The following is a 25,974-nucleotide window of genomic DNA, read 5'->3' on the forward strand; positions in this document are numbered from 1 at the left end:
CAGCGATGAGGAGGAGCGGCGCGCATGAGTAAGGTGCCGTTCCTGTCCCGGGCGGCCTTTGCGCGGATCACCGATCCGCTGGCCCGGGCGCTGCTGCGGATCGGCCTGACGCCCGATGCCGTCACCATCATCGGCACCACGGCTTCGGTGGCCGGTGCGCTGGTGCTTTTCCCGATGGGCAAGCTGTTTCCCGGTGCGTGTGTGGTCTGGTTCTTCGTGCTTTTCGACATGTTGGACGGGGCCATGGCCCGGCAACGCGGCGGTGGCACCCGGTTCGGCGCGGTGTTGGACGCCGCCTGCGACCGCATCAGTGACGGCGCGGTGTTCAGCGGTCTGCTCTGGTGGATCGCGTTCGGCATGCGCGACCGACTGCTGGTGGTGGCGACGCTGATCTGTCTGGTCACCTCGCAGGTGATCTCCTACATCAAGGCGCGGGCCGAAGCCAGCGGCCTGCGCGGCGACGGCGGCATCATCGAACGCCCGGAGCGGTTGATCATCGTGCTCGTCGGTGCGGGGGTATCGGACTTTCCCTTCATCGCGTGGCCGCCGGCGTTGCCGGTGGCCATGTGGGTGCTGGCCGTGGCCAGCGTGATCACGCTGGGGCAGCGGTTGCACACGGTGTGGACCTCGCCGGGGGCCACCGATCGCATAACGGCGCCGGGCGGCGGGGCCGAAACGCAGGGCCACCCGAAACCGGGTGACACGGAAAAGAAGCAGCGGTGATCGCCACCCCGGGCGGCCTGCAATTGACCGGGGGCCCGCGTCGCCTTCTGACCAGCCGCGCCAGCGACTTGGCGTATGCGGCGGGCTGGCGGGTCGTGCGCGCGATGCCGGAGTTCGCCGCGCGCAACGTGTTCGACGCCGGGGCGCATTACGCGGCGCGCCGCGGCGGGCCCGAGCAACTGCGCAAGAATCTGGCCCGGGTGATCGGGGTGCGACCCGCCGAGGTCCCGGACACCTTGATGCGCGCCTCGCTGGAGTCCTACGCCCGCTACTGGCGCGAAGCGTTCCGGTTGCCGACGATGAACCACCGCAAGGTGGCTCGACAGATCGATAACTCGTTCCAGGGCATCGACAATCTGGATGCCGCGCTGGCCGCGGGCCGCGGTGTTGTGGTCGCGCTGCCGCACAGCGGAAACTGGGACATGGCCGGCATGTGGGTGGCGCAGACGTATGGCACGTTCACCACCGTCGTGGAACGACTCAAACCCGAGTCGTTGTATCGGCGTTTCATCGAGTATCGGGAAAGCCTCGGCTTCGAAGTGCTCCCGCTGTCCGGCGGCGCCAAACCGCCCTTCGAGGTGCTGTGCGAGCGGCTGCGGGCCAACCGGGTGGTCTGCCTAATGGCCGACCGCGACCTGACCCGCACCGGCGTCCAGGTCGACTTCTTCGGTGAACCCACCCGGATGCCCGCGGGGCCGGCCAAGCTGGCCATCGAGACCGGAGCTGCGCTGTTGCCGGCGCACTGCTGGTTCGAACCCAATGGCTGGGGTTTTCGGGTGTATCCGGCGGTGGACTGCGCCGGCGGTGACGTCGGCGCCATCATCCAGGCGTTGGCCGACCGGTTCGCCGCCAACATTGCCGAGCACCCCGCCGACTGGCACATGTTGCAGCCGCAGTGGCTGGCTGACCTGTCCGACGCTCGGCGGGCCCGGCTAAGTCCCAATTCCGGGCCCAATTCCGGGCCTGATTGAGGCCCAATTGAGGCAATTGAGGAAAGCCTGATGCGCATCGGCATGGTCTGTCCGTACTCGTTCGACGTGGCGGGTGGCGTGCAGTCGCATGTGTTGCAGCTCGCGGAGGTGATGCGCGCCCGCGGGCACGAGGTCAGCGTGCTCGCGCCGGCGTCGCCGCATGCCGCCCTGCCCGACTATGTGGTCTCCGGCGGCAAGGCGGTGCCGATTCCCTACAACGGGTCGGTGGCGCGGCTGCGGTTCGGCCCGGCGACGCACCGCAAGGTCAAGAAGTGGCTGTCCGAAGGTGATTTCGACGTCCTGCATCTGCACGAGCCCAACGCGCCCAGCTTGTCGATGCTGGCCCTGAACATCGCGGAAGGCCCGATCGTGGCGACGTTTCACACGTCGACCACCAAGTCGCTGACCCTGACGGTGTTCCAGGGCATCCTGCGGCCGATGCACGAGAAGATCGTCGGGCGGATCGCGGTGTCGGATCTGGCCCGGCGCTGGCAGATGGAGGCGCTGGGTTCGGACGCGGTGGAGATCCCCAACGGCGTGGACGTGGCTTTCTTCGCCTCGGCATCGCCGTTGGACGGATATCCGCGGCCGGGCAAGACGGTGCTGTTCCTGGGCCGCTACGACGAGTCCCGCAAAGGCATGGCCGTCCTGCTGGCCGCGTTGCCCGCTGTCGTGCAGCGTTTCCCGGAGGTGCAGCTGCTGATCGTCGGCCGCGGCGACGAGGACCAGTTGCGCAGCCACGCAGGTCCGCTGGCAGAACACATGCGCTTCCTGGGCCAGGTCGACGACGCCGGCAAGGCCTCGGCGATGCGCAGCGCCGACGTGTACTGCGCCCCCAACACCGGCGGCGAGAGTTTCGGCATCGTCCTGGTCGAGGCGATGGCCGCCGGAACCCCGGTGGTGGCCAGCGATTTGGACGCCTTCCGGCGCGTGCTGCGAGACGGCGAGTTGGGATGTCTGGTTCCGGTCGACCCCCCGGATTTACAGGCCGCCGCGCTGGCCGATGCGCTGATCCGGGTGCTCGACGACGACGCGCTGCGTCGCCGGTACGTCGCTGCCGGTGCTGACGCGGTGCGTCGCTACGACTGGTCGGTGGTGGCCAGCCAGATCATGCGGGTATACGAGACGGTCGCCGGGTCTGGCGTCAAGGTGCAGGTCGCCAGCTGATGACGTGGCTACTCGTCGCCGTCGTCGCCGTGTTGTTCGTGGTGCTGGTGGCGTTCGGCGCCTGGGGTTATCAGCGGGCCAACCGGCTGGACCGGCTGCACGTCCGCTACGACCTGTCCTGGCAGGCGCTCGACGGTGCGCTGGCGCGGCGCGCGGTGGTGGCGCGCGCGGTGGCGATCGAGGCTTACGGCGATGCGCCCGAGGGCAGGCGGTTGGCGGACCTGGCCGACGCGGCCGAGCGCGCCCCTCGGCAGGCGCGCGAGGCCGCGGAAAACGAGCTCTCCGCCGCGCTGGCGGTGGTCGACCCGGCGTCGCTGCCGACGGCGCTGGCTGCCGAGCTGGCCGACGCCGAAGCCCGGGTGGTGCTGGCCCGCAGATTCCACAACGACGCCGTGCGCGACACCCTCGTGCTGCGCGAGCGGCGCATGGTGCGTGCTTTCCGGCTCGGTGGAAGAGCGCCGCTGCCAACGTATTTCGAAATCGCGGAGCGTCCCCACGCGCTGGCCCACGGCGACCGGGGTGACCACGGTGACCTGATCCGACGCACCTCGGCACGCGTGGTGCTGCTCGACGAGACCGGCGCGGTGCTGTTGCTGCGCGGCTCTGACCCGGCGGCCAGGGAATCTGATCGACCCGCGGCGCCTCGGTGGTGGTTCACCGTCGGCGGTGAGGTGCGCAACGGGGAGCAGCTGGCTGCGGCGGCTGCGCGTGAGCTGGCCGAGGAAACCGGTCTGCAGGTCGAGCCGGCCGACTTGGTCGGACCCATCTGGCGACGCCACGACGTCTTCGAGTTCAACGGCTCGCTGCTCGACAGTGAAGAGTTCTACCTGGTGTACCGCACGCAGCGGTTCGAGCCGTCCATCGAGGGCCGAACCGAGCTGGAGCGCCGCTACATTCACGGCGCGCGCTGGTGTAGCGCCGATGACATCGCCGAGCTGGTGGCCGCCGGCGAGCAGGTGTACCCGTTGCAGCTCGGCGAGCTGCTGCCCGAAGCCAATCGGCTGGCGGATGCGTCGGGCGACGCTATGCGCAATGCCGTTGTGCCGCAGTCCATCCGCTGATCGGCGCGTGGTCTGGCTTGGTCGGGATCGAGCCTCAGGCGAGCCGGGGCAGCCACGATGACATCGGCGGCAGGCCCAGATCGGCAACAAAGTCGTTGATCCCCTGCGCGGTGCCGCGCTGCAGCGCCGCGGCCACGTCGAACACGCTGATGTCCGGGAACAGCCCGGCCGGGGTGGGAACGTCGGCCGGGCCCTGGCTGTAACCGTGTTCGAGGTTGCCGTAGCCCCAGTTCACCAGCACCTTCAGGTTGGGCTGGATCAAATCCGCCAGCGGCTCCCCGACGAAGGGAATGGCGCGCACCGGGGCCAACATCGGCAGATCTTGGACGGGAATCATGATGTAGGTGGTCAGAGAGCCCGGTGTCACCGGCTGAACCACGCCCGTGGCAACCCATTCGGGCGTGAGGGCCGGGAATTGGGAGTGCAGAATCAAGGCGCCGGCAACGGCGTTGACGTCTGCCAGGATATTGATCGGGTACTGCGGAAAATCGCTGATCCCGCCGTATTCGAGCGAGTAAACGGTGGTGGGATAGACGTTGGCCGGAGTCGCCGGGAAAAACGTAAAGTCCGCGATCGGCAGGTGCACTCCGGGGAAGCGCGACAGAATGCCACCGTTGGGGTTGGACGGATCACCGATCAGCACGAAGGACAGATCGCTCAAGGCCGGCCGCTGGTCGGCCGGCAAGGTCGCGAGATGGCGCAGTTCTTCGCCGACCACCACGGCGCCTTGGGAGTAGCCCAGGATGACGGTCTTTTGCCCCAGGGCAAATTGCGTCATGATCGCCGCATCCAGATCCGCGACGCCCCGGGCCACCGATTTGTCGAGGCTCAAGCTGTCCAGGCCGGTTAACGGCCACAGCTTGGACGGCGTCACCAAGAAGTTGGCGGCGTACCCGGCGAGGGCGGAGTCGACCGGGTTGATGAACAGGTCCGAAACGGCCGCGGTGTAGAAGATTCGGGGCAGCGGACTGAACGCGGTGCCGCCCAGGGTCAACACCACGCCGCCGCCCCCCAGCCGCTCGAATACGCTGGTGACCCCGACGTCGCCGTCGCCGGGCTGCGCGAAACCGACCAATCCCTCACCGACGTTGACGAAGCCGACGTTGCGGACGCCGACGTTCCAGATGCCGACGTTCGCCTCGCCGGTGTTCTCGAAGCCGATGTTGAATAGGCCGACGTTACGGGTACCGACATTCGCATTGACATAGTTGTTCCAACCCGCGTTGAAGTTGCCCACGTTGTCAAAACCCAGGTTGAAGCTGCCAAGGTTTGCGTTGCCGATGTTGGCATTGCCGGTGTTATTACTGCCGATGTTGAAGTTGCCGGTGTTGTTGTTGCCGATGTTGAAGCTGCCGGTGTTTCCAGTGCCGATGTTGATGTTCGGGAGCTGCCAGCTTGCAATGGTGCTATCGGCCATGTCCGCCAATCGTTGCGGCAGTTCCTGCCATGGCGGCAACTGCGCGACAGCTGCGGAGGCGCTCAGGTGGTAGCCCAGCATGGCGGTCACGTCCTGAGCCCACATCTGCTCGTATTCGGCCTCGGCGAGCGCGATCGCCGGCGCGTTTTGGCCGAACAGGTTGGACATCACCAGCGAAAGCAACTGAGACCGATTGCCTGCGATGATCGCGGGATGCACGGTGGCGGGCTGCGCCGCTTCGAACGCGCGCACCGCTGACCGGGCCTGAGCGGCCGCCTGCTCGGCGTCACCAGCCGTCGCCTGCAACCACGCGGCATAGGGCGCTGCCGCGCCCAGCATCGCCGCCGACGCCGGACCCTGCCAGGGTCCGCCCGCCAACCCCGAGGTCAACGACTCAAACGAGGCCGCCGCCGAGCCCAACTGGGCGGCCAGCCCATCCCATGCTGAGGCCGCCGCGACCATCGGGCCCAAGCCGGCACCGAAATACATACGTGCCGAATTGATTTCGGGGGGCAAGATAGTGAAATTCATCGCTATTGGCCTTCCTGAGCTGGTTCTCAGCCGTCGCACCCCTGCGATAGCCAAGCAGTCTACGAGCACCACCAAGCCCTCGCGGGTTTTTGCCCGCGGCGGCAACGAACCGAGCGTCAGGCGCGTGTGTCTCTGTTCGGAACCGTTACCGGATACCGGATGCTTCCGGTGAGTGACGCACCGAAAACTTTGTTCCGCAACCTATTCGGTGGGTTGCGCTAGGTCAGGAGAGTGGCGGAAATGCCGGCGGCGGCAATCCCAGGTCTACCAGTGCGTCGTGCACGCCCTGGCCGGCTCCGTCGACCAGTTGGCCGGCAACGGTCAGCGGGTCCAAGTGCGGGAACAACCCCGCGGGGGTCGGCACATCCTGATACGCGGTGCGGTCGTAGCCCAGCTCCACGAGCACTCGCAGATCCGGCTGCACCAGGTCGGCCAGCGGGTTTCCCAGGATGGGGATCGCGCGCAGCGGGTTAAGTAGCGGCAGATCGTGGGTGGGGATCAGGATGTATTTGGTCATGGTGTCCGCCGGCGACACGGGCTGCGCCACACCGGTAGCGATCTGGGCGGGCGTGAGGTTTGGGTAGCTGGAGTGGATGTAGAACTGGCCGGCGACGGCGTTGGCGTCGGCGAGCAGGTTGAGCGGGTACTGCGGGAAGTCGGCCTGGAAGTCGTATTGGATTGCGTAATCGGTGGTCGGGTAGGCGTTGGCCGGGGTGGCGCCGAAGAACGGCAGATCCAGAATCGGGATGTACAGACCGTGGAAGCGCTCGAGGAATCCGCCGTTGGGGCGGTTGGGGTTGGCGGCCAGCACAAATGACAGCTGGTCAGCTGTGGGCCGTTGGTCGGCGGGCAGGGTCAGTAGGTGCTGCATTTCCAGGGTGGCAACCGAGGCGCTCTGCGAGTAGCCGAATACCAGGGTGGGGCTGCCGTTCTGCGCCATGATCGCGTCGTTGAGCACTTTCGCGCTCTGCACCATCGACTGGCCGACGGTCAGACTCGTCAGACCGGTGAGCGGCCAGTACTGCTCAGGGGTGTACAGGCCTTGGGCGAGGAAGCCGGGGTGGATCGGGGCGATGAACAACTGGTCGATGCGGCTTACATAGCTCGACGTCGGCTGCAGGAAGGCGGTGCCCATGACGAGCGCCGTGCCCGGCCCCATCGCCACCGGCCCTGCGCCGGTTGTCGACAGACCGCTCGTCAGCTGCTGCCATGGAATCAGCCGGCTGGCCAGTGCCGACGCATTGGAGTGGTAACCGGACATGGCGGCCACATTCTGGGCCCACATCTGCTCGTATTCGGCCTCGGTGGCCGCGATCGCCAGGGCGTTCTGGCCCAGCAGGTTCGACGCGATCAGCGACACCAGCTGAGTCCGGTTGACGCTGACCATCGCCGGGTGCACCGTGGCCGTCAGCGCGGCCTCGAAGGTGCTCGCGGCCATCCGGGCCTGTCCGGCCGTCTGCTCGGCGTGCTGCGCGGCCGCGCTCAGCCAGGCCAGATATGGTGCGGCCGCGGCCGTCATCGCGGCCGATGCAGCGCCCTGCCAGGATGCCGCCAGACCCGAGGCGACCGACTCGAACGAGGTCGCCGACGCCTGTAGGTCGGCGGCCAGCCCGTCCCAGGCGGCCGCCGCCGCCAACATCGGCGCCGGACCGGCGCCGGCGTACATCCGCGCCGAGTTGATCTCCGGCGGTAGCACGGTGAAGTTCATGACACGCGTTTCCTTCGCAGCAGGCGCTCTCAGCTGCCGTGCGATGTGGCGCCGATGGCCGCGGACTTTCGTACGCCGACGGCCGCCGCGCACGGGCGAGTGAAAACCCAATGGAATTGAGGTCCTGCCCGAAAGGACGTCAATGACTGTATGACAGGGTGGGGGCGCTCGCCTGGGCTTCGGCAAATTTGGTCGGCCCCTAACGACGTTGGGGCGCAAAGGGTTGCCGGCCGATTGGTTCACCGTCTGAACGCGGCCTGACTAGCGCCCGCACCGCCGCACGGAGCCGAAAAACGCGGTTTTTGCTGACCACTAGACTGGTGCCCGCATCGAAGGAGAGAAGAAGGTAGTGGACACCTCGAACGGGGCCGCGTCATCCGGGTCGGTCAACGGCCAGGCCGGTACGGCGCGGGTCAAGCGTGGTATGGCCGAGATGCTCAAGGGCGGCGTGATTATGGACGTCGTCACCGCGGAGCAGGCCCGCATCGCCGAGGGTGCCGGCGCGGTCGCGGTGATGGCGCTGGAACGGGTGCCCGCCGACATCCGCGCCCACGGCGGGGTGTCGCGGATGAGCGACCCCGAAATGATCGAGGGCATCATCTCCGCGGTCACCATCCCGGTGATGGCCAAGGTGCGCATCGGTCATTTCGTGGAGGCGCAGATCCTGCAGAGCCTGGGCGTGGACTACATCGACGAGTCCGAGGTGCTGACTCCGGCCGACTACACCCATCACATCGACAAGTGGAAGTTCACCGTGCCGTTCGTGTGCGGGGCGACCAACCTCGGTGAAGCGCTGCGCCGGATCAGCGAGGGCGCGGCCATGATCCGCTCCAAAGGCGAGGCCGGCACCGGCGATGTCTCCAATGCCACCACCCACATGCGGGCCATCAGCGGCGAGATCCGCCGGCTGACGTCGCTGTCGGAGGATGAATTGTATGTGGCGGCAAAGGAGTTGCAGGCGCCCTACGACCTTGTCGCCGAGGTGGCCCGCTCCGGCAAGCTGCCGGTGACGCTGTTCACCGCCGGCGGGATCGCCACCCCGGCCGATGCGGCGATGATGATGCAGCTCGGCGCCGAAGGCGTCTTCGTCGGCTCGGGCATCTTCAAGTCCGGCGCCCCCGAACACCGGGCCGCCGCGATCGTCAAAGCCACCACCTTCTACGACGACCCCGACATGCTGGCCAAGGTGTCGCGGGGGCTGGGCGAGCCGATGGTCGGCATCAACGTCGAACAGATCGCCCAGCCGCACCGGCTCGCCGAGCGCGGCTGGTAAGAACCTTCCGTGGCGATCGAAGAGATCCTCGACCTCGAGCAACTTGAGGTCAACATCTATCGGGGCAGCGTCTTCAGCCCGGAGTCAGGCTTTCTGCAGCGCACGTTCGGCGGCCATGTCGCGGGGCAGTCGCTGGTGTCGGCCGTGCGCACCGTCGACCCGTCGTATCGAGTCCACTCGTTACACGGATACTTTCTTCGGCCCGGAGATGCCAAGGAACGCACCGTTTTTCTGGTCGAGCGCACGCGCGATGGCGGATCGTTCGCCACCAGGCGGGTCACTGCCATTCAGCATGGGGAAATCATCTTCAGCATGGGGGCGTCCTTTCAGACCCATCAGCAAGGCATCAGCCACCAGGACCAGATGCCGGCCGCCCCGCCACCTGACGATCTGCCCGGATTGCGCTCGGTGCGGGTATTCGACGACGCCGGTTTCCGGCAGTTCGAGGAGTGGGACGTGCGGATTGTGCCGCGGGAGCAGTTGCAGTGTTTGCCCGGCAAGGCTTCCCAGCAACAGGTGTGGTTTCGCCACCACGATCCGCTGCCCGACGATCCGGTGCTGCACATCTGCGCGCTCGCCTATATGAGCGACCTCACCCTCCTCGGTTCGGCGCAGGTCACCCACCTCAAGGAGCGAGAGCATCTGCAGGTGGCATCGCTGGATCACGCGATGTGGTTCATGCGGTCTTTCCGCGCCGACGAATGGCTGCTGTACGACCAGTCCTCGCCGTCGGCCGGCGGCGGTCGCGCCCTCACCCACGGGAAGATCTTTACCCAGCGCGGTGAGCTGGTGGCGGCCGTCATGCAGGAGGGGCTGACTCGTTATCGCCACGGATACCAGCCGTGAGTCCGCCGAAGGTCGGTGTCCTGGCATTGCAGGGGGACACCCGGGAGCATCTCGCGGCACTGCGTGAAGCCGGAGCCGAGGCGATGCCGGTGCGCCGCCGCGACGAGCTGGACGCGGTGGATGCGCTGGTGCTGCCGGGCGGCGAGTCCACAACCATCAGCCATCTGCTGCGCGATTTCGACTTGCTGGAGCCGCTGCGGGCGCGGCTGGCCGAGGGCCTTCCCGCGTACGGCGCGTGTGCCGGCATGATCCTGCTTGCCAGCGAAATTCTGGACGCCGGCGCCCGCGGCCGCGAGGCCGTGCCGCTGCGTGGGATCGATATGACCGTGCGGCGCAACGCCTTTGGGCGACAAGTCGATTCGTTTGAGGGCGATGTCGCGTTCGCCGGCCTGGGCGACCCGGTGCGTGCGGTGTTCATCAGGGCGCCATGGGTCGAGCGGGCCGGCGAGGGTGTGCAGGTGCTGGCCCGGGCCGCGGGCCATATCGTCGCGGTGCGGCAGGGCGTGGTGTTGGCGACGGCGTTCCACCCCGAGATCACCGGCGATCGTCGTATCCATCAGCTGTTCGTCGACATCGTCCGGGGTCGGCGCTGAGGTCTCCGGGCGCCTTCATGGGCGCAGCATCATCGAGCCTGTAATTCTGCAGGCTCGTACTCGAACTTCCCCTGCAGAATTACAGGCTCGGTGGACGGGAGCCGGCCAGACGACCACCACCTGCGGTCCACGTAGACTCGTTGGGCGAACTTTCAAGCAACAGAACCCAAAAAGAAGAGGTACACCACAGCGATGAGCGGCCATTCCAAGTGGGCTACCACCAAGCACAAGAAGGCCGTCGTCGACGCCCGTCGCGGCAAGATGTTCGCCCGGCTGATCAAGAACATCGAGGTCGCAGCCCGTGTCGGCGGCGGTGACCCGGCGGGCAACCCGACCCTGTACGACGCCATCCAGAAGGCCAAGAAGAGCTCGGTGCCCAATGAGAACATCGAGCGGGCCCGCAAGCGCGGTGCCGGCGAGGAAGCCGGTGGCGCCGACTGGCAGACCATCATGTACGAGGGTTACGCGCCCAACGGCGTGGCGGTGTTGATCGAGTGCCTGACCGACAATCGCAACCGTGCCGCCAGCGAGGTGCGGGTGGCCATGACGCGCAACGGCGGCACCATGGCCGATCCGGGGTCGGTGTCCTATCTGTTCTCTCGCAAGGGCGTGGTCACCCTGGACAAGAACGGCCTAACCGAAGATGACGTGCTGACCGCGGTGCTGGATGCCGGTGCCGAGGAGGTCAACGACCTGGGCGACAGTTTCGAAGTGGTCGCCGAACCAGGTGATCTGGTCGCGGTGCGCACCGCGTTGCAGGACGCGGGGATTGACTACGAGTCGGCGGAAGCCGGTTTCCAGCCGTCGGTCAGTGTGCCGGTGGATGTTGACGGCGCCCGCAAGGTGTTCAAGCTCGTCGACGCGCTGGAGGATAGCGATGACGTGCAGAACGTGTGGACCAATGTCGACGTGTCCGACGAGGTGTTGGCGGCTCTCGCTCTCGACGAGGAATGAGCATGGCGATCAAGCGCGCCGCCACGTCAGGTCACCAGCTTGAACTCTCCTCGCCGCCGCTCGTACGTCCCGGCCGCACGCACTTCTCAATGCGCCCATCGACTCGGTGATCTTTACCTATTACGTTGCCGCGCAAGCCAAGGCCGTCGCGATTCGGCTTGGGGATCACGAGGTGGCCCGCGGAACCGACGGCGGCTCCGGCAACGACGGCTAACACCGGCTGGCGCCACCGGTTAGTCGTATCCGTGACGCATGTCCTCGACGATGCGCGGATTGTCCAGGGTTGACGGCTCGAGCGGGCGTGGCGCCACGTCGCCCGGGAACACCGTGGCCGCATCGAGCACCTGCTGGTTGAGGAACCGCAGCGGGGGCGCATCGCTCGGCATCGTCGGCGTGGGGGCGGTGGACCCGCGGCGCGCCAGGACGAAGCCCCAGTCACCGAACGTGGGGACATAAACGTGGTACGGCGTCACCGCATGCCCCGCGGCCTGCACCGACGAGACCGTCCGCCAGAACGCGGTCCGCGTCGAGAACGGGCTGCCCGCCTGCACCACCATCAGGCCGCCGGGGGCCAGTGCACGCGCGGCCAGCGTGTAGAACTCGGCCGAGTACAGACGGCCCAGCGCGGGCGTGTCCGGGTCGGGCAGGTCGGTGATGACCGCGTCGAAGGGACCCCGGTCCGAGCCGCGCAGCCAGCTCATCGCATCATCGATCACCACGTGCACCCGCGGGTCGTCCAGCGAACCTCCATTGGCCCCGCGCATGGTGGTGCGCGCCAATTCGATGACCGCGGGGTCAAGCTCCACCTGAACGATCTGCCGCACACCGGGTTGACGCAGTAGCTCACGGGCGGCCAGGCCGTCGCCCCCACCTAGCACCAGAACCGAACGGGCACCTGAGCCGAGCGCGGGATAGACCAGGCTTTCGGTGTAGCGGTACTCGTCCACGGTGGAGAACTGCAATCCGCCGTCGAGGTAGAGCCGCAGGTCGTCACCGCGCCGCGTCACCACGATCTCCTGATATGCCGTGTGCCGGTAGGCGATGATCGGGTCGGCGTAGAGCCGCTGCCGGCTGGTCGTCTCGATCCCGCGCGCACCCACCAACAGCGTCACCAGCAGCCCAAGGGCCGCGGCCAGCGCGCCCAGCGCCGTCGCCAGCTGGCGAGCGCCGACGACCCGCCGCAGCAGGAAGATCGACACGACGGCCGCGGCCACGAGGTTGACGATGCCGGTGGCGGCCGCGCCGCGGATCATCCCCAGATGCGGCAGCAGCACAAACGGCCAACCGAGCCCGCCGAGCAACGCGCCCAGATAATCGGCCGCGGTCAGGTTGGCCAGCGTCCGGCCGGTATCGGTCGCTTCGGCCACCCGGCCGCTCTGCAGCAGTGTCATCAGCAGCGGCACCTCGGCGCCGACCAGACCGCCGATCAGCGCGGTGCCCAGCGCCAGCACCCACAGCGATCCGCCGATGAACGCGAACGTCACGTACAAGGCCGCCGCCGACAAGCCTCCGACAATGCCCAGCAGTACCTCCACGGTGATGAAGGTGATGGCCGCGCGCACCAGCAGCGGCTTGACCAGCAGCGCGCCGGCGCCCAGCGCGGCGATGTAGCCGGCGACGATCAGTGACGTGGCGACGATGCCGCCGCCGTCCAGGCTGGCCGACAGGGTGAGCAGTGCGAGCTCGTAGACGATGCCGCAGGCCGCGCAGGCGGCGACGGCGGCCAGCAGCACCGCGCGCCAGCGCGGCGAGGCCGCAACCGGCGCCTGCTGTGTCGACGTCATGACAGCGCGGCGGCGATCACACCCCCGACGGCCAGCATCATCACCGCCGTGGCGAATGCCGCCGGATGTAGCGTCGGTTCCTCGACGTGCTCGCGGAAGCGACCGGGCACGGCAATCTCGAGAATGAGCAGTGCCGCCCCCTGCAGCGCCACCCCGACGCCCCCGTAGACGGCGACGTCGACCAGCCCCTGGCCCAGCTGGCTGGAACTGGTGTGAATGGCGGTAATGATGACGATGGCCAGCGCCGCATACATCGCCGAGGCCAGGACGACGGCGTTGGGCCGCCGATCGATGAACACCAGGCGGCGCAGGTTGCCCGGAGTCAGCACATCGACCATCAGGAAACCCGCGACCAGGACGGCCGCACCCACCAGGAAGTACAAGATGGTCGCCACCACGCCATGCAGGATCGGGGTGAAGTTGACGGTGCCGAAATCGACTCCCACCTGATGCAATGCCTGATGTAACGCCTGCTGCATGGCTTTCTCCTTTGGGTACTCGTCCTACTTGCTGCCGCCCGGCCCGCCCGGGCTGCCCCCCGAGCCGCCCGACGGAGACCCGGGAGTGAATCCCGGACCGAGGAAGATGAATGAGCCGTGGCTGTAGCCCGCACTCAGGGGTTCGACGCGGATGCTGCACGGGTAGGAGCCGTCGGGGCCGACGACCACGATGTTGTTTCGGTAGCGCAGGTATTCGTTGTCGCCGCTGGCCGCGCGTGCCGCGGGGGCCTGATAGCGGGCCAGTGTGTCGGCCACCTGATGTGCTGATCCCGTGCAGAGGTAACGCGTTCCGTTGGCGTCGCGGGATTCTTCGCGATAGTGCGACGCGATATACGAGCTGATGTTCTTGTTCAGCAGCACTACTCCCGAAACCAACGACACCGTGGCGGCGACGGCCAGCCCCGCGGCAATCAGAAACAGGCGGTTGCGGCTCACGGTTGCCACCGGCTCGCGGTGTACACCACCGACCCGCCGGAGCCGGTCGGGTAGAGGTGCCAGGTCCGCCAGCGCCAGCCGGTGCCGTCGGGTTCGGCCGCCAGCGCGGTCAGCGCGGCGTCATCGCCGGGGAACATGCCGCCCAGCCACCCGTCGTCGCACGCGCACCGCTGGCGCAGCTCGTGTGCGAGGCGGCGGAACGCGGACTCGTCGTAGGTGTCGCTACGGGATTCCAGCCGGTAGCCGGGAGCCTCGGTGCGCGCCGGCAGACTCGCGCCCCGGTTGCGGGCCGAACACGAGATCTGCTCGGAAAAGGTGGTGCCACCGTGGTTCACGGTGATGACATGCGATGCCCCCAGCACGCCGAGCAGCAGGGTGCCGCCGTCGGGGTGGTCCAACCGATGGCTGGCCAGGGGCCGGGGCGGCGGCGCGTTGATGGCCAGCCGCAGCCGGGCCCCCGATACGTCAGCCGGAGCGACCGCGAGCTGATGAAGCGGCACCGATGGTCCTATGCGGACGCCGGGGGAGCGGGGTAGACGGTCAGCTCGCCGGGCAGCACCGCTTTGCCGGTGGATATCTCCCAGGGCATGTCGGGTGCCCAGCGCTCGAATGACAACAAGGCGGTCTCGTCGCCCCCCTGACCGGCACCGACGTAGTCGACGTAGTCCATCTCGCCGCCCGCGGGCAGGCCCGTCGTCCCCTCGGTGGTGTAGCCGGCATGGCCCCGCTCCGACTCTTGAAACGTCACGCCGTCGAGCACCTGGTCGCCGTCGGGCTGCACGGCAAGGTCGGTGCGTTTCACCCACATCGCCAGCTCGAGCCGCCCGTCGTCGTCTTCGACGCTGAACCACATCGGCTCGTCGCCGCCCTCCAGCAGGTGCTCCCACCAGACGAACGGTCCCTCACGGTAGGTGACCGATCCGCGAACCACATAGTCGACACCGCCATAGCTGACGATGGCGCCGGGGCCGAGTTGACGCGGGCCGAACTGCGGCATCGCGTTGAAAGACAGGGGATCTTGTCGGTTGCCCGGTGGTTTCGGGGTCTTGGGACGCTTGAGAGCGACGACGAGAACGAGAAGCGACGCGATGAACAATGCCACCGCGAGCACCACCATCAGTGATCCCACCTCAACCCTTCCCTACGGCGAGCCGACGTGCGCCCTAACGTAACAGCTTCGCGCCGGGCCGGGTCCGGATAAGAGGCATGCGTCAGGGGCTGCCTCCGGACGCGCGGTTCAAACCGCGTGTCCTGCCCGGCCTTGTCACACCCACCCGCTAGGCTATCGAACAGCTGTTCGGTGTGAAAGGGCCGTGAAAGGGCTGCGAAAGGGCAATGCGGTGCGGGTAATGGGAGTCGATCCCGGGTTGACGCGGTGCGGTCTGTCGCTGGTGGAAAGCGGCCGGGGCCGGGACCTCGTCGCGCTCGATGTCGACGTGGTGCGCACCCCCTCGGATACCGCGCTGGCGAAGCGGCTGCTGGCCATCAATGACGCCGTCGAGCACTGGCTGGACACCCACCGTCCCGACGTTCTGGCCATCGAGCGGGTGTTCTCCCAGCAGAACGTGACGACGGTCATGGGTACCGCGCAGGCCGGGGGGGTGATCGCCCTGGCGGCGGCCAAACGCGACATCGACGTACACTTCCACACTCCCAGCGAGGTCAAGGCCGCGGTCACCGGCAACGGTGGCGCCGACAAGGCTCAGGTCACCGCGATGGTCACCAGAATCCTTGCGCTGCAAGCCAAACCGACGCCGGCCGATGCGGCCGACGCGTTGGCGTTGGCGATCTGCCATTGCTGGCGGGCGCCGATGATCGCCCGGATCGCGCGCGCCGAGGCGCTGGCGGCCCAGCAGCGTCACGCCTATCTGGCCAAACTGAAGGCCGCGCGATGATCGCCTCGGTCCGCGGTGAGGTGCTGGAGGTGGCCCTCGATCACGTGGTGATCGAGGCGTCCGGTGTCGGTTACCGGGTCAACGCGACGCCGTCGACGCTGGCGACCTTGCGGCAGGGGACCGAGGCGCGGCTGGTCACGGCGATGATCGTGCGCGAGGATTCGATGACGCTGTACGGATTCGCCGACCGGGAAAACCGCGACCTGTTCCTGACGTTGTTGTCGGTCTCCGGTGTCGGGCCGCGCCTGGCGATGGCGACGCTGGCCGTACACGACGCCGCGGCGCTGCGCCGGGCGCTGGCCGACGGCGACGTCGCGGCGTTGACGCGGGTGCCCGGCATCGGCAAACGCGGCGCCGAACGGATGGTGCTGGAGTTGCGCGACAAAGTGGGTCCGGCGGGGACGGCCGCTCCCGCGCTCAACGGTCATGCGGTCCGCACGCCGGTGGTGGAGGCCCTCGTCGGGCTGGGCTTTGCCGCCAAGCAGGCCGAGGAGGCCACCGACAAGGTGCTGGCCGGAGACGCCGAGGCCACGACGTCGGGTGCATTGCGGGCCGCCCTGGCGCTGCTGGGTAAGGCCCGATGAGCGACGAACCGTCCGACCGCGACGTATCGCCGGCCCTGGCCGTGGGCGAGGGCGATATCGACGGCAGCCTGCGGCCCCGCTCGTTGTGCGAGTTCATCGGCCAGCCCCGGGTGCGCGAACAGCTCCAGCTGGTCATCGAGGGAGCCCGAAACCGCGGCGGCACACCGGATCACATCCTGCTGTCCGGCCCCCCGGGTCTGGGTAAGACGTCACTGGCGATGATCATCGCCGGCGAGCTCGGGTCGTCGCTTCGGGTGACGTCGGGCCCGGCCTTGGAACGTGCGGGCGACCTGGCCGCGATGCTGTCCAACCTGGTCGAGCATGACGTGCTGTTCATCGACGAGATCCACCGCATCGCCCGGCCCGCCGAGGAGATGCTGTATCTGGCGATGGAGGACTTCCGGGTCGACGTGGTGGTCGGCAAGGGTCCCGGCGCCACATCGATCCCGCTGGAGATCGCGCCGTTCACCCTGGTCGGTGCCACCACCAGATCCGGGGCGCTGACCGGCCCGCTGCGCGACCGGTTCGGCTTCACCGCACACATGGACTTCTACGAGCCGGCCGAGCTGGAGCGGGTGCTGGCCCGCTCGGCCGGCATTCTGGGCATCGAACTGGGTACCGAGGCCGGAGCGGAGATCGCCCGCCGCTCCCGGGGAACGCCGCGGATCGCCAACCGGCTACTGCGCCGCGTCCGTGACTTCGCCGAGGTCCGCGCCGACGGCGTCATCACTCGCGATGTCGCCAAGTCGGCGCTGGCGGTCTACGACGTCGACGAGCTGGGCCTGGACCGACTGGACCGCGCGGTGCTGTCCGCCCTGACCCGCAGCTTCGGCGGCGGCCCGGTCGGGGTCTCGACGCTGGCGGTCGCGGTCGGCGAGGAGGCGGCCACGGTGGAGGAGGTGTGCGAGCCGTTCCTGGTGCGCGCCGGCATGATCGCCCGTACGCCGCGCGGCCGGGTGGCCACCGCGCTCGCCTGGACGCACCTGGGCATGACCCCGCCGGCGGGCGTCACCGGGCTGGGCCAACCGGGGCTGTTCGACTGAGCGATTTCTTGAGGGGGCTAGGGCGATCCGTTGGTTCCGTTGGCGCCGCCAAGGATGCCGCCGGTGCCGCCGGTGCCGCCGGTGCCACCGTTGACGCCGTTGCCACCGTTACCGCCGAAGCCGTACAGCGTCGGCGTGAAGGCACCATTGTTGACGATCCCGACGCGACCGCCATTGCCGCCGTTGGCAGGCCCTGCACCCTGGCCGGCGTTGCCGCCGTTGCCGGCGAAGTTGAGGGCGAGGAAGCCGCCGGCGTCGCCGCCGGCACCGCCGTTGCCGCCGGTGCCGGTGACACTGTCGCCGCCAAATCCGCCGACACCGCCGACGCCCAGGCCGGTGAGCGCCACGCCCTGGCCGGCCTGGCCGCCGGCGCCGCCGGTAATCACGCCGAATCCACCCTGTCCGCCGCCGCCGCCGATGCCCGCGCCGACAAGCGCGGCCGCTTCGCCGCCTTGCCCGCCGCCGCCGCCGACGTTGCCGGCACCACCGACGCCACCGAAACCGCCGACGCCCACGCCGGCGAGTGTGCCTGCCACGCCGCCCGCGCCGCCTGCGCCGCCCTTCGAGATGCCGTAGCCACCGAGGCCGCCGGCACCGCCCTGCCCGTAGCCGAAGTTGGCGCCGCCGGCGCCGCCGGCGCCACCGTCACCACCGACACCGGTGGCGCCGGTGGCGGCGCCGCCGGCGCCACCGTTGCCGCCCAGGCCGAACAGGCGACCCCCGCCGACGCCGCCGGCACCGCCGTCGCCGCCGGCGGTGTCACCCGCTCCGCCGGCTCCGCCGTCACCGCCGAGGCCGAACAGCAGTCCCTGTCCCTGGCCGCCGCCGCCCCCGGCGCCGCCGGTCAGGCCGGTCCCGCCGGCCCCGCCGTCACCGCCCGCAGTGCCGAGCGACAAGAGTGAGCCGGCGGCGCCGCCGGCCCCGCCGACTCCGCCGGTACCCGAGGCAGCAGCGCCGCCGGCGCCGCCGTGGCCGCCCCAGCCGAGCAACGGCGCGTTGCCGCCCGCGCCGCCGGCACCACCCGTCCCGCCGACAACGCTCGTGGCGCCGCCGGCGCCGCCGGCGCCGCCATTGCCGATCAGCCAACCGCCGGTGCCGCCGACTCCGCCGGCGGCACCGGCCCCACCGGCCCCACCGTTGCCGCCGTTGCCGATCAGGCCCGCGGAGCCACCCGCGCCGCCAGGCTGCCCGGCCGTCGTTTGGGAGAAGCCGTTGCCGCCGTTGCCGTACAAGATGCCACCGGCACCGCCGTTGGGACTTGTCGCCGTCCCGTCCGCGCCATTGCCGATGAACGGCCGCCCGAACAACGTCTGGGCGGGCGCGTTGATGGCGCCCAACAGGCTCTGCTCCAACGTCTGCAACGGCGTGACATTAGCCGCCTCGGCGCCCGCATACGCCCCACTGGCCGCGTTCAGCGTTTGGACAAAACTCTGATGAAGCTGCGCGGCCTTGGCGCTCATCGACTGGTACTGCGCGGCGTAGCCGTTGAACAGTGCCGTAATGGCCTGCGACACCTCGTCGGCACCGGCCGCCAGCACTCCTGTCGTGGACGATGCTGCCGCGGCGTTTGCCGTACTCAGCGACGTGCCGATTGCGGCCGCATCCTGCGCTGCCGTCGTCAGAAACTCCGGAACTGCGAACACAAACGACATCGAACCCCTCCCGAACCCGGTCACGTGACATAAGCCACAGCTGTAAGCAATGCCGGAGGTAATTGTCGACACTTCGGCAACCGTTGTCAGCGGTTTCTACAAATCGAGTAGTCATCGCGCGGCCGGGCGTTACATCGCCAGACCGTCGGGGTACCCAAGCCGGTACCTAACGAGGAGGGCTGCCATGAAGCACACAGAAGACCGTCCCGCAACGCTGCGGATGCCGCGCTCCCGCGGAGTGGTGACCGGATTACTCCTAGTGATTCTGGGCGCCTGGGGTGCGCTGGTTCCGTTCATCGGTCCCAGATTCGATTTCGCCTACACGCCGGGTCAGGCGTGGACCGCCGCCCGGGGTTGGCTCGAGGTGTTGCCGGGTGTCGCCGCGGCGGTCGGGGGTCTGCTGCTGATCATTTCCGGCAATCGCGCGATCGCGATGCTCGGTGGCTGGTTGGCCGCCCTCGCCGGTGCATGGTTCGTGGTCGGCACCCAGTTCGCCCCGCTGTTGCGGATCGGCTCGGTGGGGGATCCGGTCGCCGCGACGGATCGCAAGCGCGCCGTGTTGGAGCTCGCGTACTTCTCCGGACTGGGGGTGCTGATCGTCTTCCTGGCCGGCGCGGTCCTGTCTCGCCTGGCGGTGCGGCTGGCCCGTGATGTCCGGCCGGCGCCGGTCACGGCGCCGGCCGAGGAACCGGTCGCTGCGGCGGACGTAGCCGCGGCCGGGGTGTCGCCGGAACCGTATTCGGACGCAACGTATGCCGATGCCCTCACCATGCCGCGGGCACAAAAAATGCCGGCGGCCAGCAGCGAAGCCGGAAGCACCGAGCACCGCAGCCGGTTCCTGCGCCGACACCGTGCCAGCGTGTAAGCCAGCGTGTAAGCCAGCGTGTAAGGCCGGTACGGGTCACTCGAGCCGCGTACTCAGAGCAGTCCGAGCACGCGCAGGTCACTGAGGTACTTCGCGATGATCTGCGGCGAGATATGCGGAATATCCTTGTCCGGGCCCACTTTCGCGTCCTGCACGGCCGACCGGAATCGGTCGGTCGGAGCCATCGACCCGCGCAGCGGCGGCGCCGGCTTCTGGTAGTTGTGCAGCAACGGCAGTAGTGACGCGTGACGTTGCTTTTCGGGCAGGCCGCGCAGGGCGGTCTCGAACCGGCTCAGCCAGTCGCCGTAGTCGTCGACGCGGTGGATGGAACATCCGGCGTCGACGAGCCAGTCGACGAACTGGTCCATCCCGATGCCGTCGTCGTAGGGGTTCATCACGTGGTAGGTCTGGAAACGTTCCCCGTTTGACGCCCCGTTCGATGCTCCCAACGTCGCGATCGCCTCGGCGATGAACTCCACCGGCAAGCCGTCGTAGTGGGCGCGCTGCCGGTTGCCCTCGGCGTCCAGCTCGTAGAACGAACCGGGCGCGATGCCGGTGGCCACCAGGCTCAGCATCATCCGGGTGAACATGTCGGGCACGTTGAGCTGACCCGCCCACGTGGTGTCGGCCAGGATCATGTCGCAGCGGAACACCGCGACCGGCAGCCCGCACAGATCGTGGGCCTCGCGCAGGAGCACCTCGCCGGCCCACTTGCTGTTGCCGTAGCCGTTGGCATAGCTGTCGTTGATCTGGCGGGTCGCGCTGATTCGCCGGATGTCGGCGTCCTCGGTGAACTTCGACCGCTCGATCTGGTCGCCGACGCCGATAGTCGAGACGTAGGTGTAGGGCTTGAGCTTGCTGGTCAGTGCGATCCGAATCAATTCGGCGGTACCCAGCGCGTTGGGGCCGAACAGCTCGCTGTAGGGCAGCACGTGGTTGACCAGCGCGGCCGGGTCGACGACCAGGTCGACGGTGTCGGCCAGCCGCTGCCAGGTCAGCTGATCCAGGCCGAGGTTGGCCTCGCCCTTGTCGCCGGCGACGACCTCCAAGTGGTCGGCCGCCAGCCGCCGGTAGTGCGCCAGTAGCTCGGGATCTCCGCTGTCGAACGTCTTGTCCAGGCGGGCCCGGGCATCGTCATCCGACTTCGCCCGCACCAGGGCGATCACCTTGCCGTCGACTAGGTCCATGCGCTGCAGCCAGTCCAGCGCCAGGTAGCGGCCCAGGAAGCCGGTCGCGCCGGTCAACAGGACGGTGCGCACCTCGGCGCTCGCGCGCGGCAGCGCCGGCGCGGCTGCCAGGGTCGATGCGTCGATGAACTTATCCAGGGTGAGGTCACTGGCGTGCACCTCCAGGGCGTCCCGGCCGTGAATCGAGGCGAACGTGGGCCGCTTGCTGCCCTGCCGCTCGCCCTCGATGTAGTCGGCGATCGCTGCCAGGTCGCTCGCCGGGCTGACGATCACACCCACCGGCACGTCGACGTCGAAGATCTCCCGCAACAGGTTGCCAAATGTCAACGCCGACAACGAATCTCCGCCCAGGTCGGTGAAATGCACATCGGGTGACAGATCCGTGGCTGCCGCGCCCAGCAGGGCGCCCGCAGCGCGGCTCACCGTTTCCAGCACCGGCGCATCGGCCCCGCTGCGCCGCAGCTCGCTCAACTCGTTGGCCTGGCTCGCGGCCAGCTCGGTGTAAAGCTGTTCGAGCCGCTCGCCGTAGTGCTGCTTCAGCTTCGGCCACGCCAGCTTGCGGATACCGGTGAGAAGACCATTCTCCAGCGTGAATGGTGTTGTCTCGATGAGGAAGTCGCGCGGCACCTCGTAGGACTGCAGGCCTGCCTCCTTCGCCACGGCCTGAAGCGAGTCGGCGATCAGCGGCTTCAAGGCCGCTATGTCAGTGCCCGCCAAGCCTGCCAACGCTTCTTCCGTGGGGACTACGACGGCCAACAGGTAGGGATGCGCGCTGTTGCCGTAGACGTAGATCTGGCGCACCTGCGGGCTGTTGCCGAACACCGCCTCCAGCTTGGCGACGGTCACGAACTCGCCCTGGGCGAGTTTCAGCACGTTGTTGCGGCGGTCCACGTACACCAGGCGGTCCGGGCCGACCTCGGCGACGACGTCTCCGGTCCGGTAGTAGCCGTCGGCGTCGAACACGTTGGCCGTAATCTCCGGGCGCTTGTAATAGCCGGGGAACATGTTCTCGGTCTTGAGCAGCAGCTCTCCGCGCGGATACGGCTGGTCGGTGCTGAAGTAGCCCAGGTCGGGAACGTCGACCAGCTTGTAGTCGATCACCGGCGGGCGCTGAACTTCGCCGTCGAACAAGACCATCCCGGCCTCGGTGGAGCCGTAGCCGTCCAGCAACGGGATTTCCAGCAGGGTTTCCACCCAGTTCCGCAGTTCCGCGGAAATGGGTGCCGAGCCGGTCATCGCGAAGATGTAGCGGCCACCCAGCAGGTGCTGACGCTGCTCGGCCGTGACCTGTGCCGCGGCGGCCTCGCGGGCGGCTGGATCGCCGGCATCAGCCGACCGCTGGTCCACCGCACGCCGGTATTCGCCGTACAACGTCTCCCAGATCCGCGGCACGAAGTTCAACTCGGTGGGCCGCACCAGCCGCAAGTCTTCCAGCAGCGTCGAGAGGTCGCTCTTGGCCGCGAAGTACGCGGTACCGCCGTTGCCGAGCGTGCCGTAGAGGACTCCGCGCCCCATGATGTGGCTCATCGGCATGAAATTCAGGGTGATCGACGCTGCCGTGGGCCCGAACCAGTTCTTGCTCGACCGGCGCCACATCTTGCCGACGTTGCTCTGCCGATACATCGCACCTTTGGGGGCGCCGGTGCTGCCGGAGGTATAGATCAGCAGCGCCAGCGAGTCGTTGTCGCCCGATGCTGCTGGCGGCTGGACGACCGGCCCCGCCGGCAGTGCGGTGCCGCGGTCCAGGACACCGTCGAGGGTTTCGACAACCACCGCGGTGTCCGCCAACCGCTGCCGGGCCGTATCGAGCGCCTCGCGGTGGTCGTCCACCTCGGGGTGGTAGTCGAACACCACCAGCTTGGCCGGAAGGTGGCCGTTCAACAGCACGTCGACGGCATCCGACAGCTGATTGACGCTGGCCGCCATCATGGTGGGCTCGGTCTCGGCCACGATCGGCTGCAGCTGGGTGACCGCGGCACTGGTCTGCAGCGGCACCGACACCGCCCCGATCATCGCCAGTGCCATGTCGATGGTGGTGTAGTCGAGGCTGTTGAAGCCCAGCACGCAGACCCGGTCGCCGGCGCGCACCGAGCCGTGGGTCCAGGCACGCGCCAGCGCACCGACCCGGTCGCCGAGCTGACGGTAGGTGATGGTCTCGAAGCGCGGCACCAGCCGCACCGAGGTGCGCCCGGTCGGGGAGTCCGTGACGAACTCGACGGCGCGCTGCCCGAGCGCCGGCCGGTCGGCGTAGCCCTGCAGCGCGGTGTGGATGATCTCCGGCAGGCTCAGGCCGGGCTTTTCCAGGGCGGCGGCGATTGCCGGGTCCGGCTTGGCGGCGGCGAACTGTGCGTCGTCGTCGATCAGGTGTTCGATGCGGCGTTCGAGGCGCTCGTTGGTAGTAGTCGACATGACAGTTCCTTGCGGTGACTGAGGAAAGATTGTTCGCGCCACGTTGCGCTGAGCAACAAGAACGTTAGCGAAACTAACGGTATTCCACAACGGGCCCGCTCGAACCGCACTGTGAGATGGCGCACGTTGGTTGACGGGGGTTATCGGCGTGATTCGCTGGGATCGAGGGTGTCGAGCAGCCGTTGCATGGTGTCACACATATGCGCGAAGTCGCCGGTGCCGACAAGTTTCGACCATCGCGCCTCGATATCGGCAACCCGCTCACCCGCATCGGCGAGCAATCGTTGTCCGCGGTCGGTGAGTTCGATCAGCTTGGCCCGCCCGTCGTCCGGGTCGGACCGCCTGGTCAGGCATCCCAACGCGCACAGAACGTTCACCAGCTCCGAAGTCGCCGCGAGACTGCCCCAACCCCGGCGGATTCGCACATTGACCACCATCGGCACCCCGGTGCCGGCGTTGAGCACCCGGCTCCGCTGGACCAAGGCCTGGCCGTTGGTGGCGCTGTATCGGTGGTCGGGTCCGACGCGGTTTCTGTCCGCGGCGCTCTCCGACGCCCTGCTGGGGCCGGAAGCCGTTGCCGCGCAACCGGATCAGGCTTGCACGGTTATCGACGCATTCCGGTGCGTCGACAGCACGGGCATGTTGCACGCGATGTGCTCGATGATGCTGAAGCGGCCCGATCTGAGCGGGTAGCTGCCCGAGGTGACGGTCCCCACCCTGATGCTGGCCGCCCGCGACGACGACGAGGGCTGGCCGTTGCACCAGGCCGAGGCTGCCTGCGCCAGCATGCGTAACGCCCGCGCCGGTGTGCTGTCCGGCAGCGCCCGGGTGGCGCCGCTGCTGCTGGATGCCGCACTGATCGCGCGGGTCCTGCTCGACTTCTGGTCAGAGGTCGCTCAGGATCCCGCACATGATGTCGAGACCTTCGGCCAATAGCTCGTCGGTGATGGTCAGCGGCGGCAGCAACCGGACGATGTTGCCGAACATGCCGCACGTCAACAGGACCACCCCGGCGCGGTGGGCTGCGGCGGCCAGTTTCTCGGTCAGCTCGGCATCGGGCTCGGCAGTTCCGGACTTCACCAGTTCGACCGCGATCATGGCGCCGCGGCCACGCACGTCGCCCACTCGGTCGTCGGCCACCTGCAGCCGCAACAACCGGTCCATGACCAGCTGCTCGATCTGCCGGGCCCGTTCCACCAGGCCCTCGCGTTCAATGGTCTCGATGGTGGCCAGCGCCGCCGCGCACGCGACCGGGTTGCCGCCGAACGTGCCACCCACACCGCTGGCATGCGGAGCATCCATGATCTCGGCCCGGCCGGTCACCGCGGACAGCGGCAATCCGTCGGCGATGCCCTTGGCGGTGACGATCAGGTCCGGCTCCAGGCCGTCGGGGCCCTCGTGCTCGCAGGCGAACATCGCGCCGGTGCGGGCAAACCCGGTTTGCACCTCGTCGGCGATGAAAACCACGTCGTTGGCGCGGCACCAGTCCAGCAGCGCCGGCAGGAACCCGTCGGCGGGAACGATGAAACCGCCTTCGCCCTGGATGGGCTCGATGATGACGGCGGCCAGGTTGGCCGCGCCCACCTGCTTGTCGATGACGCTGATGGTCCTGGCGGCGGCCAGTTCACCGTCGGTGGCCAGCTCCTTGTCGAGCAGTCCGTCGCGGTAGGGGTAGGACAGCGGTGCCCGGTAGATCTCCGGGGCGAACGGGCCGAAGCCGCTCTTGTAGGGCATGGACTTGGCGGTCAGCGCCATCGTCATGTTGGTGCGGCCGTGGTAGGCGTGGTCGAACGCGACCACCGCGGGTTTGCGGGTGTAGGCGCGGGCGATCTTGATGGCGTTCTCGACTGCCTCGGCGCCGGAGTTGAACAACGCCGAACGCTTCTCGCCCGAGCCCGGGGTGATCCGGTTGAGCTGTTCGGCGACCGCCACGTACTGCTCGTAGGGCGCCACCATGAAACAGGTATGGGTGAATTCGGCAACCTGCGCGCGCACCGCGTCCACGACCTTGGGGTGGGAGTTGCCGATGGTCGTCACGGCGATCCCGGAACCCAGGTCGATCAGCCGGTTCCCGTCGGCATCCTCGAGTATTCCGCCGCCGGCGCGGACGACGAACACCGGCAGCATGACCCCGACGCCACTGGACACCGCCGCGACCCGCCGTTTGTTCAGTTCCAGCGATGCGGGACCCGGGATTTCGGTGACCAGGTGGCGTGTCTGCTCGAGGCTGGCCACGCATCCTCCTCTCCCCGCGGCGCGGCTGTCACGTCGCGGGTAAAGCCTATCGGTTCGCTGTCGCGGTGCGGCCCTGCCAGGCGTGACCAGGTGCCGGTCGGTTCGCGACCTGCGGGAATGGCAGACTGGTCGGTTACGAGG

General features: G+C 68.3%; 25 protein-coding genes. 14 read left to right on the forward strand and 11 right to left on the reverse strand.

Translation table 11 applies throughout. The features are described from left to right. Positions 1–24: 24 nt before the first annotated feature. The 4 genes from pgsA to EET10_RS11115 are packed head-to-tail and all read left to right on the forward strand — an operon-like array spanning position 25 to position 3,922. Positions 25–723, forward strand: coding sequence for a phosphatidylinositol phosphate synthase (pgsA, locus tag EET10_RS11100; protein ID WP_036401376.1), 699 nt, complete (start codon positions 25–27; stop codon positions 721–723). Then, a complete protein-coding gene (locus EET10_RS11105) occupies positions 720–1,694 on the forward strand; it encodes a phosphatidylinositol mannoside acyltransferase (protein ID WP_122502147.1) in 975 nt (324 codons plus the stop codon). Before pgsA ends, EET10_RS11105 begins: the two co-directional genes overlap by 4 nt. A gap of 30 nt (positions 1,695–1,724) precedes the next feature. Beyond that, entirely contained in the window at positions 1,725–2,861 is a 1,137-nt protein-coding gene (locus EET10_RS11110; protein ID WP_036401373.1) for a glycosyltransferase family 4 protein, read from the forward strand. Next, the gene (locus EET10_RS11115; RefSeq protein WP_099188251.1) at positions 2,861–3,922 is read left to right on the forward strand and encodes an NUDIX hydrolase; all 1,062 of its coding nucleotides are present in this window, start codon (positions 2,861–2,863) and stop codon (positions 3,920–3,922) included. Before EET10_RS11110 ends, EET10_RS11115 begins: the two co-directional genes overlap by 1 nt. A gap of 34 nt (positions 3,923–3,956) precedes the next feature. On the opposite strand, the gene EET10_RS11120 is transcribed toward EET10_RS11115, so the two are convergent. Next, positions 3,957–5,870, reverse strand: coding sequence for a PE-PPE domain-containing protein (locus EET10_RS11120; RefSeq protein ID WP_099188253.1), 1,914 nt, complete (start codon positions 5,868–5,870; stop codon positions 3,957–3,959). 223 nt (positions 5,871–6,093) lie between these two features. Continuing rightward, a complete protein-coding gene (locus EET10_RS11125) occupies positions 6,094–7,536 on the reverse strand; it encodes a PPE family protein (protein ID WP_425461707.1) in 1,443 nt (480 codons plus the stop codon). 391 nt (positions 7,537–7,927) lie between these two features. Between EET10_RS11125 and pdxS the strand changes: the two genes are divergently transcribed. The 4 genes from pdxS (at position 7,928) to EET10_RS11145 (ending at position 11,244) form a co-directional block, all read left to right on the forward strand. After that, a complete protein-coding gene (pdxS, locus tag EET10_RS11130) occupies positions 7,928–8,851 on the forward strand; it encodes a pyridoxal 5'-phosphate synthase lyase subunit PdxS (RefSeq protein ID WP_036401368.1) in 924 nt (307 codons plus the stop codon). Positions 8,852–8,860: 9 nt separating this feature from the next. Further along, positions 8,861–9,697 (forward strand): acyl-CoA thioesterase II, encoded by an 837-nt coding sequence (gene tesB / locus EET10_RS11135; RefSeq protein ID WP_036401366.1) that lies wholly within the window; start codon positions 8,861–8,863, stop codon positions 9,695–9,697. After that, positions 9,694–10,290, forward strand: coding sequence for a pyridoxal 5'-phosphate synthase glutaminase subunit PdxT (pdxT, locus tag EET10_RS11140; protein ID WP_036401364.1), 597 nt, complete (start codon positions 9,694–9,696; stop codon positions 10,288–10,290). The genes tesB and pdxT overlap by 4 nt, the downstream gene beginning before the upstream one ends. 192 nt (positions 10,291–10,482) lie before the next feature. Then, positions 10,483–11,244, forward strand: coding sequence for a YebC/PmpR family DNA-binding transcriptional regulator (locus EET10_RS11145; protein ID WP_063467619.1), 762 nt, complete (start codon positions 10,483–10,485; stop codon positions 11,242–11,244). A 233-nt stretch (positions 11,245–11,477) separates the two neighbouring features. Here the strand turns inward: EET10_RS11145 and EET10_RS11150 are convergent, their stop codons facing one another. From EET10_RS11150 to EET10_RS11170, 5 genes are read right to left on the reverse strand one after another with little or no spacing between them, the layout of a single operon-like run. Continuing rightward, the gene (locus tag EET10_RS11150) at positions 11,478–13,028 is read right to left on the reverse strand and encodes a polyamine aminopropyltransferase (protein ID WP_036401360.1); all 1,551 of its coding nucleotides are present in this window, start codon (positions 13,026–13,028) and stop codon (positions 11,478–11,480) included. Next, positions 13,025–13,483, reverse strand: coding sequence for a DUF350 domain-containing protein (locus EET10_RS11155; RefSeq protein WP_211187927.1), 459 nt, complete (start codon positions 13,481–13,483; stop codon positions 13,025–13,027). The genes EET10_RS11150 and EET10_RS11155 overlap by 4 nt, the downstream gene beginning before the upstream one ends. A gap of 48 nt (positions 13,484–13,531) precedes the next feature. Continuing rightward, positions 13,532–13,963 (reverse strand): DUF4247 domain-containing protein, encoded by a 432-nt coding sequence (locus EET10_RS11160; protein ID WP_036401523.1) that lies wholly within the window; start codon positions 13,961–13,963, stop codon positions 13,532–13,534. Then, positions 13,960–14,463 (reverse strand): DUF2617 family protein, encoded by a 504-nt coding sequence (locus EET10_RS11165; RefSeq protein ID WP_122502148.1) that lies wholly within the window; start codon positions 14,461–14,463, stop codon positions 13,960–13,962. The genes EET10_RS11160 and EET10_RS11165 overlap by 4 nt, the downstream gene beginning before the upstream one ends. A gap of 8 nt (positions 14,464–14,471) precedes the next feature. Continuing rightward, positions 14,472–15,092 carry a DUF4178 domain-containing protein gene (locus tag EET10_RS11170; RefSeq protein WP_036401351.1) on the reverse strand — a complete coding sequence of 207 codons (621 nt, stop codon included), beginning with the start codon at positions 15,090–15,092 and terminating at the stop codon, positions 14,472–14,474. Between the two features lie 211 nt (positions 15,093–15,303). Between EET10_RS11170 and ruvC the strand changes: the two genes are divergently transcribed. From ruvC to ruvB, 3 genes are read left to right on the forward strand one after another with little or no spacing between them, the layout of a single operon-like run. Beyond that, positions 15,304–15,858 carry a crossover junction endodeoxyribonuclease RuvC gene (gene ruvC / locus EET10_RS11175; protein WP_036401521.1) on the forward strand — a complete coding sequence of 185 codons (555 nt, stop codon included), beginning with the start codon at positions 15,304–15,306 and terminating at the stop codon, positions 15,856–15,858. Next, positions 15,855–16,442 carry a Holliday junction branch migration protein RuvA gene (gene ruvA / locus EET10_RS11180; protein WP_036401349.1) on the forward strand — a complete coding sequence of 196 codons (588 nt, stop codon included), beginning with the start codon at positions 15,855–15,857 and terminating at the stop codon, positions 16,440–16,442. The genes ruvC and ruvA overlap by 4 nt, the downstream gene beginning before the upstream one ends. Beyond that, positions 16,439–17,485 carry a Holliday junction branch migration DNA helicase RuvB gene (ruvB, locus tag EET10_RS11185; protein ID WP_036401346.1) on the forward strand — a complete coding sequence of 349 codons (1,047 nt, stop codon included), beginning with the start codon at positions 16,439–16,441 and terminating at the stop codon, positions 17,483–17,485. The genes ruvA and ruvB overlap by 4 nt, the downstream gene beginning before the upstream one ends. 17 nt (positions 17,486–17,502) lie before the next feature. Here ruvB and EET10_RS11190 read toward each other — a convergent pair whose 3' ends face one another. After that, positions 17,503–19,137 carry a PE family protein gene (locus tag EET10_RS11190; RefSeq protein WP_099188259.1) on the reverse strand — a complete coding sequence of 545 codons (1,635 nt, stop codon included), beginning with the start codon at positions 19,135–19,137 and terminating at the stop codon, positions 17,503–17,505. Positions 19,138–19,321: 184 nt separating this feature from the next. On the opposite strand from EET10_RS11190, the gene EET10_RS11195 reads away from it, so the two are divergent. Beyond that, complete coding sequence (locus EET10_RS11195) at positions 19,322–20,002, forward strand: hypothetical protein (RefSeq protein WP_081260657.1); 681 nt, start codon at positions 19,322–19,324, stop codon at positions 20,000–20,002. A gap of 53 nt (positions 20,003–20,055) precedes the next feature. On the opposite strand, the gene car is transcribed toward EET10_RS11195, so the two are convergent. Together car and EET10_RS11205 are read right to left on the reverse strand one after the other, a co-directional pair. Beyond that, positions 20,056–23,598, reverse strand: a complete 3,543-nt coding sequence (car, locus tag EET10_RS11200; RefSeq protein ID WP_122502149.1) for a carboxylic acid reductase — start codon at positions 23,596–23,598, stop codon at positions 20,056–20,058. A 140-nt stretch (positions 23,599–23,738) separates the two neighbouring features. Then, positions 23,739–24,062, reverse strand: coding sequence for a MarR family winged helix-turn-helix transcriptional regulator (locus tag EET10_RS11205; protein WP_218028455.1), 324 nt, complete (start codon positions 24,060–24,062; stop codon positions 23,739–23,741). On the opposite strand from EET10_RS11205, the gene EET10_RS11210 reads away from it, so the two are divergent. Beyond that, positions 24,055–24,291, forward strand: coding sequence for a hypothetical protein (locus EET10_RS11210; RefSeq protein WP_051490404.1), 237 nt, complete (start codon positions 24,055–24,057; stop codon positions 24,289–24,291). The two genes, EET10_RS11205 and EET10_RS11210, sit on opposite strands and share 8 nt — an antisense overlap. 9 nt (positions 24,292–24,300) lie before the next feature. Further along, positions 24,301–24,534 (forward strand): hypothetical protein, encoded by a 234-nt coding sequence (locus EET10_RS11215; RefSeq protein WP_051490403.1) that lies wholly within the window; start codon positions 24,301–24,303, stop codon positions 24,532–24,534. On the opposite strand, the gene gabT is transcribed toward EET10_RS11215, so the two are convergent. Next, positions 24,484–25,833, reverse strand: coding sequence for a 4-aminobutyrate--2-oxoglutarate transaminase (gene gabT, locus EET10_RS11220; RefSeq protein ID WP_036401342.1), 1,350 nt, complete (start codon positions 25,831–25,833; stop codon positions 24,484–24,486). The genes EET10_RS11215 and gabT overlap by 51 nt on opposite strands. Between the last annotated feature and the right edge of the window lie 141 nt (positions 25,834–25,974).

The sequence above is a fragment of the Mycobacterium pseudokansasii genome (assembly GCF_900566075.1).
In the GTDB taxonomy this organism is placed as follows: Bacteria; Actinomycetota; Actinomycetes; order Mycobacteriales; family Mycobacteriaceae; genus Mycobacterium; species Mycobacterium pseudokansasii.